The organism is Streptomyces canus (assembly GCF_041435015.1).
Classification (GTDB): Bacteria; Actinomycetota; Actinomycetes; order Streptomycetales; family Streptomycetaceae; genus Streptomyces; species Streptomyces canus_G.
The window spans coordinates 5,147,598-5,162,432 of the sequence record NZ_CP107989.1; the positions used below are offsets into that span (position 1 = coordinate 5,147,598).

The following is a 14,835-nucleotide window of genomic DNA, read 5'->3' on the forward strand; positions in this document are numbered from 1 at the left end:
ACAACGGGCCCGCTCAGGTCAGCTGGGCGGTCCTGAACAGCGTCATGCCCACGATGACCAGTAGCACCAGCGCGCAGGTGCCGTATTGCACCAGCGCCCGGCGCTCGCGTGGGGCGTGGACCATGCCGTACCCCGTGATCAGGCCGGCGACCAGGCCACCGATGTGGGCCTGCCAGGAGATGCTGCTCCAGCCGAAGGTGAAGATCAGGTTGATCACCAGGAGCGCGATGATCGGCCGCAGGTCGTAGTTCAGCCGTCGCATCAGGACCGCGGTCGCGCCGAAGAGGCCGAAGATGGCACCGGAGGCGCCGAGCGTCTGGGTGCCCGGATCGGCCAGCAGATAGGCCAGGGCGCTTCCCGCGAGACCGGAGACGAAATAGACCGCGAGATAACGCGCGCGGCCCAGGGCCGCTTCGAGCGGGCCGCCGAGCCACCACAGGCTCAGCATGTTGAAGCCGATGTGCCAGATCTCCTGGTGCGCGAACATCGAGGTGACCAGGCGGTAGTACTGCCCGTCCGCGACTCCCTCGGTGGGCGCGAACGGCGCCGGCGGCCAGGCGGCGATGAGGCTGAGGTCCGCCGCCAGGGACGCGTTGGCCTGGATGGCGATGAACACCGCGACGTTGATCCCGATCAGGATCTTCGTGAACAGCCGGGGGTCGGCCGTGACCGTGCCGCCCGCGATGGTGCGGGGCCTCGCCGCGGCCGGAGCCTGTCCGCCCCCGCCCCCGTCGCGCACGCACTCGGGGCAGTGGAAGCCGACGGAGGCGCTGACCATGCACTCGGGGCAGATCGGGCGCTCGCAGCGGGTGCAGCGGATGCCGGTCTCACGGTCCGGGTGCCGGTAGCAGCCAGGCAGGTTCTGGGCCTCCGGTGTGCTGCCCGCCTCCTGATTCATGCCATCCCCTAAGTCGCCCTGAGTCGTCGTACCCACATGCACCGCCCCGCTCATCCTTACGGTTGAGCGGGGCGTTTGGTTCCCTTCGTGGTGGTCGCCCGGGGCTCAGCCCTGGCGGGTCTCCACGACGACCTGCTCGATGACGACGTCGTTCACCGGTCGGTCGTTGGGGCGGGTGGTCTTGACGCCGGCGATGGCGTCCACGACCTTCTGGCTGGCCGCGTCCGTGATCTCGCCGAAGATGGTGTGCTTGCGGTTCAGCCAGGCCGTCGGGGAGACGGTGATGAAGAACTGCGAGCCGTTGGTGCCGGGGCCCGCGTTGGCCATGGCGAGCAGGTAGGGCTTGTTGAAGCCGAGGTCGGGGTGGAACTCGTCCTCGAACTCGTAGCCCGGACCGCCGATGCCGGTGCCCAGCGGGTCGCCGCCCTGGATCATGAAGCCGCTGATGACGCGGTGGAAGATCGTGCCGTCGTAGAGCCTCTTGGTGGACTTCTCCCCGGTGCCCGGGTGTGTCCACTCGCGCTCGCCCTGGGCGAGTTCGACGAAGTTCCTGACCGTCTTCGGGGCGTGGTTCGGCAGGAGCCGGACTTCGATGTCGCCGTGGTTGGTCTTCAGGGTGGCGTAAAGCTGCTCGGCCACGATCTGCCTTCCGTTGTCTTCTTGTGCCCGACCGATCCTCGCACGGATCCGGCCGAGGAGGGTCCGGGCAGGGGCGCGGAGCGACGATCCGTGGCATTGTCGTCGACAAGCTCCCGTTGCCACGTATTCATCCGTTATTGATCCGGATGCCCGCCCTCAGGTGCCGGGCTGCACTCCGGCAGGCATGATCCGTAAAAGGGTGGAAAGTCGAAATACCATACGCCACCGAGGAGGAGGATCCCGTGACCCGCATCGACAGCGTGCGCGCCGCGACCGGCTCGGCGAAGGACAGCGTGCTGCACGCCGCGGAAGTGGTGGCGCCCTACGCCGACACGGCCAAGGACAAGGCCTCGCACTACGCGACGGAGGCACGCGTACGGCTCGCGCCGAAGGTCTCGCAGGCGGCCGAGCAGGCGCGTGTCCAGTACGGCGCCCATGTCGCACCGCGCCTGGAGCAGGCCCGTACGCATGTTCCGCCGAAGGTCGACCAGGCCGCCCACGAGGCTGCCGTACGCACCCACGAGGCTGCCGTACGCACCCGCAAGGCGGCCCGTCAGGCCGCCGACTACTCCCGTCCGAGGATCGAGCAGGCCGTCGCCGCGGCCGGTCCGGTCCGCGATGAGGCCACGGCCCGGAGCGTGGCCGCACTGGCCGCGCTGCGCGGCCAGATCACGCCCAAGGAGGTCCAGAAGCTGGTCCGCAAGCACGAGCGGCGGGCCCGTGCAGGACGCCTTGCCAAGGCGCTGGCGGTCGTGGGTGTCGTGGCGGGCGGCGCCTTCGCCGCCTGGAAGTGGTGGGACAAGCAGGCCAACCCCGACTGGCTGGTCGAGCCGCCGGCCGCGACCGAGGTGCCCGAGACGGGCCGGCTGACGTCCGTGGACGGCAGCGGCCAGTCCGTCCTGGACCCGGAGGTCCAGGCGAAGGAGGCCGAGGAGGACGCCGCGAAGCACGACGAAGGGCGCTGACGCCGACACCGGCGTGTACCAGTGGTGGGGCGGAAGTTTTCCGCCCCACCGTCGTGTTCACCCGACGGTGTGACTCGACCGGTGCGGCAGGGCCCTGATGCGCCACTGTTCGCAGGGACATGTCTCCGCACCGGATGGACCGCCGCCCTGATGAAGCCCTCGCGCCGTGGGCCGGCCGCCCTGGCCGCCGTACTGCTGCTCCTGGCTTCGGCCTGCACCGCTCGCGCCCCCGAGCCTTCGGCTGCTTCCGCGTACGGCGCGTACGTCGGCTACGAGCCCGCCGACGTGGGCCGTCTCGCCGAACTCGGCGCTTGGCTCGGCGGGCCCGCGCCCCGGGTCGGGCACGTGTATCTGCCTGGCGACCGCTGGAGCAACATCGAGGGTGCGCCGGGCTTTCTGGAGTCCTGGGCGTCGTGGCGGCGGGCCGACCCGCGGCGGTTGTTCGTCCTCGACGTGCCGATGCTGGAACGCACCGAGGCCGACCTCCCGGACAGCACGGTCCGCACCGAGCTGCGGCGTGGGGCGGCCGGCGCCTACGACGACCACTTCCGCACCCTGGCCCGCCGGCTGACGGCTCTCGGCGTCCCGGACACGATCGTCGTGCTCGGCTGGGAGATGAACGGCACCACCTACACCCACCGCTGCGGCCCGGACCCGGCCGCGTGGAAGGCGTACTGGTCGAGGATCGTGCGCGCGATGCGCTCGGTACCCGGTCAGCGCTTCCGTTTCGAGTTCACGCCCACCCGCGGCCGCGACGCGATCGCGTGGCCGCGCTGCTATCCGGGCGACGAGGTCGTCGACATCATCGGCATGGACGCCTACGACGCCCCGCGCGGCCTGCGCTTCACCGACCAGGTGAGCGAGCCGTACGGCCTGCTCGCCCATGTCCGCTTCGCCCGCGCCCACGGCAAGCCGTTCTCGTACCAGGAGTGGGGCCTGTACGAGAACGGCGACAACCCGGAGTATGTGCGCGGCATGCTCACGTGGTTCGCCCGGGAGCGTCCCCTCTACCAGGCCATCACCGACTACTGCCCGCACGGTGTGTGGGGCTGCCGGACCCATCCGAGGTCGTCGGCGGTCTACCGCTCGCTGATGAAGTAGGCCGGTGCGTCCGGGCCTGCCGACGGGGTGCCGCTCGCGCCGGCGCCGGCGCGTAGTGCGGCCACCAGAGGTGGACGTCGGTGGCCGGGGCCGTCGAGGCGAGCAACGCGGGACACGTCAGTCAGGGCAGGACGCGACCAGTATGCCGAACCGGCTCCCGCCCCGCGCACGAAAAACCCCTCCGCCCGCGTATCCGCAGGTCGGAGGGGTTTTCTGAAGTGGAGCCTAGGGGAGTCGAACCCCTGACATCTGCCATGCAAAGACAGCGCTCTACCAACTGAGCTAAGGCCCCGGGAAGAGAAACGTCCGCCGGAAAACCACGTACCGGTGGGCGCCGCAGACCAGAGTACCGGGTCACCCCCAGTATTCCGCAAAAGGATTGGGGGTCCCCGCGAACGACCACTCTCCGTAAGATGCTCGGCGTGGTTCGCTGTCGCGAACCACGGTTTTTTGGGGAAGCGATGGGGAGACGCACATGGACGCCGCACAGCAGGAAGCGACCGCAAGAGCGCGGGAACTGCAGCGGAACTGGTATGGGGAGCCGCTGGGGGCGCTCTTCCGTAAGCTCATAGACGACCTCGGCCTCAACCAGGCTCGTCTCGCGGGGGTACTGGGGCTGTCGGCTCCGATGCTGTCTCAGCTGATGAGCGGTCAGCGGGCGAAGATCGGCAATCCCGCCGTGGTCCAGCGGGTACAGCTGCTGCAGGATCTGGCGGGGCAGGTCGCGGACGGCAGCGTGAGCGCGGCCGAGGCGACCGAGCGCATGGACGAGATCAAGAAGTCGCAGGGGGGCTCGGTGCTCAGCAACACCACGACCACGACGAGCAGTTCGGGAGCGCCGACGGTCAAGCGGGTCGTCCGCGAGATCCAGTCGCTGCTGCGCTCGGTGGCTGCCGCCGGAGACATCATCGACGCGGCGGACACTCTCGCCCCGACCCACCCGGAACTGGCAGAGTTCCTCCGGGTCTACGGCGCCGGCCGCACCTCCGACGCGGTCACGCACTACCAGTCCCACCAGAACTGAGCCGTCCGCCCGGTAGCCGAAGGGGGTTCGGCAGCCGGGCCGGGGGCTGTGCAGGCGGCACGGAGGAGCGCGGGGGGTCGCGCTTCTCGCCGGGGGCTGACATACGGGGGTGTGTCAGCCGTCGAGGAGACGAGGAACACGGGGCCGTATCTCTCATCCGGGAGGCCACGAGGGGTCGTATCGCTCATCGAGGGGGAAGCAAGGGGGTAGCCGCAGGGGGAGGAGCGACGCGCAGTCATGGGTGAGGTGTTCGCCGGCCGGTACGAACTGGCCGATCCGATCGGACGCGGAGGCGTCGGCGCCGTCTGGCGTGCCTGGGACCACCGGCGCCGCCGCTATGTGGCCGCCAAGGTGCTGCTGCAGAGCGACGCGCACTCCCTGCTGCGCTTCGTCCGCGAACAGGCCCTGCGGATCGATCATCCCCATGTGCTGGCGCCCGCCAGCTGGGCCGCCGACGACGACAAGGTCCTGTTCACCATGGACCTGGTCGCCGGCGGCTCGCTGGTCCATCTGGTCGGGGACTACGGTCCCCTGCCACCGGTCTTCGTCTGCACTCTGCTCGACCAACTCCTCGCGGGGCTGGCCGCGGTGCACGCGGAAGGCGTCGTGCATCGTGACATCAAGCCCGCCAACATCCTGCTCGAAGCCACCGGTACCTCCCGCCCGCGACTGCGGCTGTCCGACTTCGGCATCGCCATGCGGCTGGGCGAGCCGCGCCTGACGGAGACCAACCTCGTCGTGGGCACGCCCGGCTATCTCGCCCCCGAGCAGATGATGGGTGCGGAACCGGACTTCCCCGCCGACCTGTTCGCCGTCGGCCTGGTCGCGCTGTACCTCCTGGAGGGTGCCAAGCCCGACGCCAAGGCACTCATCCAGTACTTCGCCGCCCACGGCACCCCCGGAGCGCCGCACGGTGTCCCCGAACCGCTCTGGCAGCTCGTGGCCTCGCTCCTCCAGCCGGACCCCCAAGCCCGCTTCCGCACCGCCACGGGGGCCCGCAAAGCCCTCGCCGCGGCCAGAGAACTCCTTCCGGAGCCCGGCCCCGACGACGAGTCCATCGAAATCTTCGACCAACTCGGCCCCCTGCCCCCCGGGTTCGACCCGGAAGGCCCCCTCAAGCGAGCCCCGGGCGTGGACCCGGACAGGACACGGAACGGGGTCTCCGGGGCGGCGGGGAGAGATCCGCGCTTCGGGACTGGTGACGTAAGCGGTGGGTTTTTTGGGGGCAGCGTGCCCTCCGGGGGCGGAGGAGGCGGGGTGCCTTCCGGCGCCGGCGGAGGAAGCGCGGGGGCTTTTGCCGCTGGCGGAGAAGGCGGGGCGGCTGACTGGCGTGGGGCTGGTGCTGGGGCCGGTACCGGACCGGGTGCCGGTGGCGGCTCCGGTGCTTCGGCTGGGCCCAGCGCTGGTGTGGGGTCGGGAGCCGGCTCGGGCGACGGTGTTGGGTCCGGTGCTGGTGCCGACGTTGCCTTCGGTGCCGGTGAGGCGGACGGGGCGCCTTCTTGGGCCGGCCGGGACCACGGCGAGGCGTCTCGGCCCGGTGCGGCCCAGGGGAGCGGTGGGGCATCCTCCTGGTTCGGTGAGGGATACGGGGCGGGCTCCCAGCCCGGTGAAGCGGGCGGAGCTCCCTTCCGGCCGGGCGAAGGGAATGGGCCAGCCTCCTCCCCGCCCGGTGAAGCAGGCGGGGCCCCCTACCGGCCGGGCGAACGAAATGGGCCGACCTCCTCCCCGCCCGGTGAAGCGGCTGGGGCCCCCTTCCAACACCGCGAAGGGAATGGGCCAGCCTCCTCCCCGCCCGGTGAAGCAGACGGAGCCCCCTACCGACTCGGCGAAGGGAATGGGTGGTCCTCCCAGCCCGGAATGCCAGGCGGGGTGCCCTCCTGGCACGGCGGAGAGAGTGGAGTACCTCCCCACCCACGCGAGGCCAGTGACGCGCCCAGCCAGCGAGGTGGGGCGAACGGCGCTTCTTACCCACATGGTGAAGCGCACGGCGTTGGACACCAGCCTGGTGCGACGAACGGGCCTGTGTCCCGGCCCGGTGAGGACAGCGGGTCGCCCTGGCCCGGCCAGAGCAACGCCGCGCCTTGGCCCAGTGAAGGCAACGAAGCGGCCCGACCCAGCGAGGGAAGCGAATCCCCCTGGCCCGGCGAAAGAAACGCCGCGCCCTGGCCCAGCGAAGGCAACCAAGCAGCCCGGCGTTCCGAGGAGGGCACCGAATCGCCCCGGCGCGGCGAGAAAAGCCGCTCCCCCCTCCCCGGAGAAAGAAGGGCCACGTCCTGGCCCAGCGAAGGCAACCGAGCAGCCCGGCGTTCCCGCGACGGCAGTCCCGTATCCAGCCCTGCCGAAGGAAACACGCCGCCCTGGTCCGATGAGGCGAACTCGACGTCCTGGCCCAGAGAATCGAACCCGGCGCCTTGGCCCGAGCGAGCCAACCCCTCCTGGGCCGGCGAGGCAGGCTCCGTACCATCCCCAGGCGCCAACGCCCCAGCCGCTCGCCCCGCCACCGGCACGGGAGGCACCGACGCGCCTTTCCCGAGCACCGCCCCCGGAGCGGGCCCCGAAACACCCTGGTCCATGCACCACACCCCACCCGCCCCCACCCAGCCACCCTCGGTGTCGGACACCGGCAGCTTCCATCTGCCACCGCCCCGGCCCACGGACTCCCGCTCCCAGCCCTCCACCCCACCGGAGCACCAGGCACAGTCGCATCACCACCATCCGCAGGCCCAAAGCCAGCCATACCGGCCTGCCCCGAACCACTCCGCCTACATCTCCCCCCACGACCCCACACCCCCGACTCACGTCCTGCCCTCCCCTCAACCCCACGCCCACCGCTTCCCCACGCAGGCCTCGACACCAGTCCCACACCAGCCCCACGCTGATACCTCTACTGCTTCGTACACCGCTCAGAGCCCGCAGGTTCCACCCCCCGCCCCGTCACTTTCGCGAGCGCGCCGCAGCGGCCCCCCAGCAAAGGTGGCGATCCCGCTCCTGCTCCTGGCCCTGGCCTGCTACGCCGTGGGGTTCTGGGCACTCACCCAGATCTGAGGACCCGGCACCTCGGACAGACCGCAATCCCAAGCCGCCCGCGCCACGGGGAGCCCACCTGCAGTCCCGCATCCCCCACAGAGGCGCCCCAGACGCAGGCCTGACTCACCCTCGCCCCGATTCCCACGCGGGCACCGACCGGCGGCATGGCGGCCACACGCAATCCGGAGAACCCCGCGATCCCCCGCCCCGGTATTCCCAAGGCCCCAGCACCCCATGGGCCCTGCATCCCCAAAGCCCCAGCCCGCAGGCCCCGCAGCCCGCAGCCCGCAGCCCGCAGCCCGCAGCACAAGCCAAACGCCTGGCAGGCCCGACCCCGCCATCCCCCCTACACCCCGGCAGCCCTCCGCCGCCCCACCACAACCCACACCCCGAGCACCACCAACACCACGGTCCCCGCCCCGATCCCCCCGACGGCCACCAGTTTCATTCCGGCATCACCGCCACCGCCGTCACCGTCGCCCGAGTCCGTCTCGCCCGCCGCCCCAGCGCCCCGACCGAGAAGCCCCACCTGGAAGATTCCCGACGGCTTGGACTGTCCCGCGTAACCGGGCCCGGCCGTCGCCTGCCCCTTCACCCGCACACGCAGCATCAGTCCGACCGGCCCGTCGCCGAACTCCTCGCCCACCCGCGCAGCGAGATGCACGACGAGGTAGTAGGCCCCGGCGAACCGCATCCCGTTCACTCGGTCGGAAACGGCGTACCGGTTGTCGTACCCCACCGGCGGAAGGGCAGCGAGGGCACCCGACTTCTGGCTGCCGTTGTAACTGATGCTGGTGGCGTCGACGAGTCCGCGCACGGGGTTGTACAGCGCCAGATTCACGCCCCCCGGCACGAAGCCCCCACCCGCCCCGCCGCCGCTCGAACTGCTCAGGTCGGCAGTGGCGTACACCTGCTGTCCCCAGTCGACCGGCACTTCGTAGAACAGCGTCTGGCCGGGCCTCACGTCGTCGCGCCAGACCCCCTGCTCCAGCGCGGTCGCCGAGCCGAATCCCCCGCCACCCCGCACCCGCACGTCAGCACCCGCGGGAGGCGAGGGCGTGCCCGAGTCCCAGGCCTCGGGCGCGCTGGTCGAACCGGCCTTCCGCAACCGCGGTTCCAGCACGGGCGCGAGCTCCAGGTCCCAGTCGCCCGGCGAGGACTCGGTACGCAGCACCCGCTCGACGACGACGTAGTAGGTACCGGCGCCCTGGCACAGCGACCGGCTCGGCGAGAGCTGACGAGCGCCCCACACAGTGAGGGGTCGCGGGCTGCGGCCGGCGCCGATGCTGGCGGTGTCCGCCGCGGAGCAGGAACGGCCGTCGGCGTCCTGCACGGACACCCTGACGCCTTCGGTGGGGGTGACCGCCCCGTCCGTCGGGGGTACGGCCGTCGCGGCGACGTACACGGTCGACGTGCCGTCGAGGGTGAGGCGGTAGTAGACCTTGCCGTCACTCGGCAGCGAACTCCGGTAGGTCGTGCCGGGTTCAAGGCGCTCGGCGTCCGCGGTGTCCGCCGCGCCGGTGACCGAAGGGGCGTCTTCGGCGAAGGCGTACGAGGAAGCCGTTGCAGAGGAAGAAGGAGAAGCGGAGGTGGAAGGAGAGGCAAGGGTGGAGGGAGAGGCAAGGGGAGACGTGGAGGGCGATGCGGAGGCGGCGAAGCCAGGAGACACCGGCGCACCGGTCACCGCGCCCAGCACGATCCCCACGACGGCCACCCGCCACCACGCCGTACGGCGCCCCACGACGGCCACCCGCCACCACGCCGTACGCCACCCCATCCCGCGCCTACCCCTCCGTGCCCGCGCCCGAGCTCCCACGACCGTCACCGATGCGACACGACCAGCTGTGGGGCCGGCCGTGGCCCATCCTGCCCCGCCGGACCGCCACCCACCCTCGCAATCCGTACGACCGTCCGAAACCCCCGCCTCCGACCCCGGGCAACACAAAACCCCGACCGCAACAACGGCCGGGGTCTGTTCAGAATCGGATCTCTGTACTCACGAACCCGTGGGCACGGAGTCAGTCGCCTCCGTCCACAGATCCTGCTCGGCGCGATCCGCCTGGATCTGGCGGTACACGAGGAGCCCGCCGATGGCGGCCAGTGCGACCAGGAGAAGCTTCTTCACCGCGCGACCTCGTCTTTCCTTGACGTTAGGGGACCTCTGGCGCCCGACTATACACACCGACCGATACCGATCGGTGACCTGTGTCCGGGCCCTCAACTCCCGTCGCGAGCGGCCCAGTAGAAGCGGAACAGGCACCTCCGATCAGAGGGTGATCACACCTCCACAGACGGTCACTTCGGCACATATAGTCCTGCTTCTCCCATTTTTCTCCCCTTATGCACCCATCCGTGTGGTGTTCATCCGAAGATCGACGCGCCACAGGCTCGGGTCCGTGATTTCGCGACGCCCATACACATCATGAGGAAAGTACGCAAATCGAACCGACCCGAAAGTGAGGGACCATGGCCCTGAACAAGGTCATGAAGCTGTGGACCGTCGTCATCACCGCCTTCCTCGCGCTGTTCACGGCGCTCGGACTCATCACGACGACCGCCGCCGCTGCCGTACCGCAGACCCAGCCGGCCCGCAACAGCGCCGTCGCACACCCGGAGCCCCTGGCGATGTCGAACGGCCTCTGGTCCTACGTCAGGTCCCTGCCCCCCACGATGAAGCAGCGCATCCGGGCCGAGGCCCACGGCAAGACCCCCAGCTGCCGCCCCCGCTCCCTCGCCGACACCGACACGGCCGCGAACGCGGAAACAGACGCAGCCGAACCGGCCGCAGCGGGCTGTGCCTGACGTCACGGCACTCCACAGCAGCACCCGAGAAACACCTTAAGAGAAGCGAATACGCACCAAAGACGGATCAAAGACGGATCGAAGCAGCACCGAAGAAATGACGACGTCGCGCACAGCACCGCACGGAAACATCCGCCCGTACGCCGAAGACCCCCAACCGGAACCGGCTGAAGGTCTTCGTGTCCGGCAGAGCCAAGAGGATGGGCTCCGGAGGACGCAGCACACGATGGACGCGCCATCCGTGTGCGCCGGCCCCAGCCCTCGCTCAGGCGTTCTCACTGACGCCGTTGGCCCAGCACACAGAACTCGTTGCCTTCAGGGTCTGCCATGACGACCCACGACTGGTCACCCTGACCGATGTCGACACGCCTGGCACCATGAGCTTCAAGGCGAGCCACCTCGGCGGCCTGGTCATCAGGCCTGAAGTCGAGATGCAGCCGACTTTTGACCTTCTTGCTCTCGGCGATCCTGACGAAGTCCAACCCCGGCAGGCGATCCGGCTCCGGGCGGATCTCGAACTCCTCATCGGAGGAGTGGACGACCACCCAGCCAAGAGCCTCGGCCCACCACTGCCCCAGGGCCGCCGGATCCACCGAGTGAACGATTACCTGTTCCCATTCCAAGGTCATCTGCCGAGTCTAGACAGACGTGACGCGGCCCCCGCGACTGATGTTCGTGGTAGATGACAAAAACCCCCAACCAAGATCGGCTGGGGGCTTTCGTGCTGGTGGGGCTAACAGGATTTGAACCTGTGGCCTCATCCTTATCAGGGATGCGCTCTAACCAACTGAGCTATAGCCCCGCCGCGCTCTGCGGAGTGTGTCCCGCGCGCTGACTCCTGAAGATTAGCGCACGACGTGGGCAGTCCCAAAATCGGTTCCCCGAGGACCGCCTCCGCAGGTTTGAGGCAGCGTTACTCGTCCTCCGCCAGCGTCAGCTCGACGCCGCCGACGAAGCCCGCCGAGAGGTTGTAGATGAACGCGCCGAGGGTCGCGAGAGCCGTCGCGAGGACGACGTCGATGACCGCGATGATCGACGTGAACATCAGGACGTTCGGCAGGGAGAGGAACGCCTGGAGGTCGAAGCCGTTCGACTCGTTCGAGCCGGTCGCCTCGGAGATCGTCCCGCCGACCGTCGAGAAGACGCCCATCGCGTCCATGACCATCCACAGCACTGCGGCCGCGACGATCGTGCAGATGCCCAGCGCGATGGAGAGCAGGAAGCTGACCTTCATGACGGACCACGGGTCGGCCTTGGCCACCCGCAGACGTGCCTTGCGGGTACGGGGCGTGGTGCGCGCGCCGGTGCGCGGGCGTCGTACGGCACCGGCCGGGGTCGCCTGCGTCGGGTAGGCCTGCGGTGGGTGGTACGGACCGGCCTGCTGCTGCGGCCGGCGTTCCCCCGGCAGCGGAGAGGGCGAAGGCTGGGGCTGCACCGCGGGCTGGTGCTGCGGCTGAGCCGCCCCCTTCGGCGGTGCGGCGGGTGCCGTCGGCTGGGCCGGCGGCTGGGTGTCCGTCACAGGTCCCCCCTGGGATCCATGAGTCTCGGGCGAGCGCGAGTCCGTCGCGGGCGGCTTGATCGCCTTGAGTTGAGTCGTGTGCGTATCTGTTGGCTGTGTTCCTGCCGCACGCGCGGCAGAGCCACGGCCGCCGCCGTCCGCCTCCGAGCCGGGGGAAGACCCCGTAGAGGTTCCGGTCGATCCGGCGCCCGTGGCTCCGCTCACGATGACTCACTCCTCGTGCTACTCGGCCGAGGGTGCCTCACCCTCGTCCGTGCCGATGGTCGCGGCGGCACCCTCGACGGCCTCGTCGTCGGCCACATCGCCGTCGACCTCCTCCGCCTCACGTCCCGCCTCGGCGTTACGTGCGATGCCGACCACGGCATCGCGCTTGCCCAGGTTGATCAGTTGGACGCCCATGGTGTCACGGCCCGTCTCCCTGACCCCGCTGACTCGCGTACGAATCACACCGCCGGACAGCGTGATGGCGAGGATCTCGTCGGTCTCCTCGACCACCAGCGCTCCGACGAGCGATCCGCGGTCCTCCACGATCTTGGCGGCCTTGATGCCGAGGCCGCCGCGACCCTGGACGCGGTACTCGTCGACGGGGGTCCGCTTCGCGTACCCGCCGTCCGTAGCAGTGAACACGAACGTACCGGGTCGAACAACATTCATCGAGAGCAGCTCGTCTCCCTCACGGAAGCTCATGCCCTTGACACCCGAGGTGGCACGGCCCATGGGACGCAGGGTGTCGTCCGAGGCGGTGAACCTGATCGACTGCGCCTTCTTGCTGATCAGAAGCAGATCGCTGTCGGCCGAGACGAGTTCGGCACCGATCAGTTCGTCGTCCGAACCGTCCTCGCGCTCACGCAGATTGATGGCGATGACGCCGCCGGAACGCGGAGAGTCGTAATCCTTCAGTGACGTCTTCTTGACCAGACCCGCCTTCGTGGCGAGCACCAGGTACGGCGCCGCGTCGTAGTCGCGGATCGCGAGGATCTCGGCGATCGCCTCGTCCGGCTGGAAGGCCAGCAGGTTGGCGACGTGCTGTCCACGCGCGTCACGGCCGGCGTCCGGCAGTTCGTACGCCTTGGCCCGATAGACGCGGCCCTTGTTGGTGAAGAACAGCAGCCAGTGGTGCGTCGTGGAGACGAAGAAGTGGTCGACGATGTCGTCTTCCTTCAGCTTCGTGCCGCGCACACCCTTGCCGCCGCGCTTCTGGGCGCGGTAGTCGACGGTCTTGGTGCGCTTGACGTAACCGCCGCGCGACACCGTGACGACGATGTCCTCCTCGGCGATGAGGTCCTCGATGGACATGTCGCCGTCGTAGGGCACCAGCATCGTCTTGCGGTCGTCGCCGTACTTCTCGACGATCGCGGTGAGTTCGGCGCTCACGATGCCGCGCTGACGGACCGGCGAGGCCAGGATCTCGTTGTACTCGGTGATCTTTGCCTGGAGTTCGTCGTGCTCCTGGACGATCTTCTGGCGCTCCAGGGCGGCGAGTCGGCGCAGCTGCATCTCGAGGATGGCGTTGGCCTGGATCTCGTCGATCTCCAGGAGCTCCATCAGGCCCGTGCGCGCGATGTCGACGGTGTCGCTGCGCCGGATCAGCGCGATGACGTCGTCGATGGCGTCCAGGGCCTTGAGGAGGCCGCGCAGGATGTGCGCCCGCTCCTCGGCCTTGCGCAGCCGGAACTTCGTACGGCGGACGATGACCTCGATCTGGTGCGCCACCCAGTGCCGGATGAACGCGTCCAGCGAGAGGGTGCGGGGGACGCCGTCGACGAGCGCCAGCATGTTGGCGCCGAAGTTCGACTGCAGGTCCGTGTGCTTGTACAGGTTGTTCAGTACGACCTTGGCGACCGCGTCACGCTTCAGAACGATCACGAGCCGCTGGCCCGTACGCGACGACGTCTCGTCCCGGACGTCCGCGATGCCGCCGACCTTGCCGTCCTTCACCAGGTCGGCGATCTTCTGCGCGAGGTTGTCGGGGTTGGTCTGGTACGGCAGTTCCGTGACCACCAGGCACTGGCGGTTCTGGATCTCCTCGACCTCGACGACCGCGCGCATGGTGATCGAGCCGCGACCGGTGCGGTACGCCTCCTCGATGCCCTTGCGGCCCACGACGAGCGCGCCGGTCGGGAAGTCGGGGCCCTTGATGCGCTCGATGAGGGCGTCCAGGAGCTCCTCGTGCGAGGCCTCCGGGTTCTCCAGGTACCACTGGGCGCCGGAAGCGACCTCGCGCAGGTTGTGCGGCGGGATGTTGGTCGCCATGCCGACCGCGATACCGGCCGAGCCGTTGATCAGCAGGTTCGGGAAGCGGGCCGGCAGGACGGTCGGCTCCTGGGAGCGGCCGTCGTAGTTGTCCGTGAAGTCGACGGTCTCCTCGTCGATGTCACGGACCATCTCCATCGACAGCGGCGCGAGCTTGCACTCGGTGTAGCGCATCGCCGCCGCCGGGTCGTTGCCCGGGGAGCCGAAGTTGCCGTTGGAGTCCACCAGCGGCATCCGCATCGACCACGGCTGGGCGAGGCGCACCAGGGCGTCGTAGATCGAGGAGTCGCCGTGGGGGTGGTAGTTGCCCATGACGTCGCCGACCACGCGCGCGCACTTGTAGAAGCCGCGCTCGGGGCGGTAGCCGCCGTCGTACATGGCGTACAGGACGCGGCGGTGGACGGGCTTGAGACCGTCCCGGACGTCCGGCAGCGCACGGGACACGATGACGGACATCGCGTAGTCCAGGTACGAACGCTGCATCTCCGTCTCGAGCCCGACGGGCTCGACACGCTGGGCGATGACGCCGCCCTCTTCAGAGGTGACGGGCGTGTTCTCGTCGGCCATTGCGGGTGAAGATCCTTCCTGGTGCGGTCAGCTGAGACCG

General features: G+C 69.5%; 11 protein-coding genes, 2 tRNA genes and 1 pseudogene. 5 read left to right on the forward strand and 9 right to left on the reverse strand.

What is annotated here, in order from left to right; all coding sequences use genetic code 11:
- Positions 1-13 precede the first annotated feature (13 nt).
- Positions 14-898 carry a rhomboid family intramembrane serine protease gene (locus OG841_RS23395; protein ID WP_328639714.1) on the reverse strand — a complete coding sequence of 295 codons (885 nt, stop codon included), beginning with the start codon at positions 896-898 and terminating at the stop codon, positions 14-16.
- Between the two features lie 105 nt (positions 899-1,003).
- Positions 1,004-1,537, reverse strand: coding sequence for a peptidylprolyl isomerase (locus OG841_RS23400; protein ID WP_328639713.1), 534 nt, complete (start codon positions 1,535-1,537; stop codon positions 1,004-1,006).
- A 242-nt stretch (positions 1,538-1,779) separates the two neighbouring features.
- Here OG841_RS23400 and OG841_RS23405 point away from each other — a divergent pair, with 242 nt between their 5' ends.
- Together OG841_RS23405 and OG841_RS23410 are read left to right on the forward strand one after the other, a co-directional pair.
- A complete protein-coding gene (locus OG841_RS23405; RefSeq protein WP_328639712.1) occupies positions 1,780-2,502 on the forward strand; it encodes a DUF5324 family protein in 723 nt (240 codons plus the stop codon).
- A gap of 150 nt (positions 2,503-2,652) precedes the next feature.
- A complete protein-coding gene (locus OG841_RS23410; RefSeq protein WP_365116464.1) occupies positions 2,653-3,603 on the forward strand; it encodes a glycoside hydrolase family 26 protein in 951 nt (316 codons plus the stop codon).
- Between the two features lie 219 nt (positions 3,604-3,822).
- On the opposite strand, the gene OG841_RS23415 is transcribed toward OG841_RS23410, so the two are convergent.
- A tRNA-Ala gene (locus tag OG841_RS23415) sits at positions 3,823-3,895 on the reverse strand.
- Positions 3,896-4,078: 183 nt separating this feature from the next.
- Here OG841_RS23415 and OG841_RS23420 point away from each other — a divergent pair.
- Both OG841_RS23420 and OG841_RS23425 read left to right on the forward strand, forming a co-directional pair.
- Positions 4,079-4,627, forward strand: a complete 549-nt coding sequence (locus tag OG841_RS23420; RefSeq protein ID WP_031036313.1) for a helix-turn-helix domain-containing protein — start codon at positions 4,079-4,081, stop codon at positions 4,625-4,627.
- 237 nt (positions 4,628-4,864) lie between these two features.
- A pseudogene (locus tag OG841_RS23425) lies at positions 4,865-5,765 on the forward strand (serine/threonine-protein kinase); the annotation flags it as partial.
- Positions 5,766-8,000: 2,235 nt separating this feature from the next.
- On the opposite strand, the gene OG841_RS23430 reads toward OG841_RS23425, so the two are convergent.
- Entirely contained in the window at positions 8,001-9,431 is a 1,431-nt protein-coding gene (locus OG841_RS23430) for a hypothetical protein (protein WP_328639710.1), read from the reverse strand.
- 219 nt (positions 9,432-9,650) lie between these two features.
- Positions 9,651-9,779 (reverse strand): DLW-39 family protein, encoded by a 129-nt coding sequence (locus OG841_RS23435; RefSeq protein WP_003999697.1) that lies wholly within the window; start codon positions 9,777-9,779, stop codon positions 9,651-9,653.
- A 341-nt stretch (positions 9,780-10,120) separates the two neighbouring features.
- Between OG841_RS23435 and OG841_RS23440 the strand changes: the two genes are divergently transcribed.
- A complete protein-coding gene (locus tag OG841_RS23440) occupies positions 10,121-10,456 on the forward strand; it encodes a DUF6344 domain-containing protein (protein ID WP_328639709.1) in 336 nt (111 codons plus the stop codon).
- 275 nt (positions 10,457-10,731) lie between these two features.
- Here OG841_RS23440 and OG841_RS23445 read toward each other — a convergent pair whose 3' ends face one another.
- The 4 genes from OG841_RS23445 to gyrA form a co-directional block, all read right to left on the reverse strand.
- The gene (locus OG841_RS23445; RefSeq protein WP_328639708.1) at positions 10,732-11,085 is read right to left on the reverse strand and encodes a VOC family protein; all 354 of its coding nucleotides are present in this window, start codon (positions 11,083-11,085) and stop codon (positions 10,732-10,734) included.
- Positions 11,086-11,181: 96 nt separating this feature from the next.
- Positions 11,182-11,258, reverse strand: a tRNA-Ile gene (locus OG841_RS23450).
- 111 nt (positions 11,259-11,369) lie between these two features.
- Complete coding sequence (locus OG841_RS23455; protein WP_371566797.1) at positions 11,370-12,179, reverse strand: DUF3566 domain-containing protein; 810 nt, start codon at positions 12,177-12,179, stop codon at positions 11,370-11,372.
- Between the two features lie 18 nt (positions 12,180-12,197).
- Positions 12,198-14,795 (reverse strand): DNA gyrase subunit A, encoded by a 2,598-nt coding sequence (gene gyrA, locus OG841_RS23460; RefSeq protein ID WP_328639692.1) that lies wholly within the window; start codon positions 14,793-14,795, stop codon positions 12,198-12,200.
- Between the last annotated feature and the right edge of the window lie 40 nt (positions 14,796-14,835).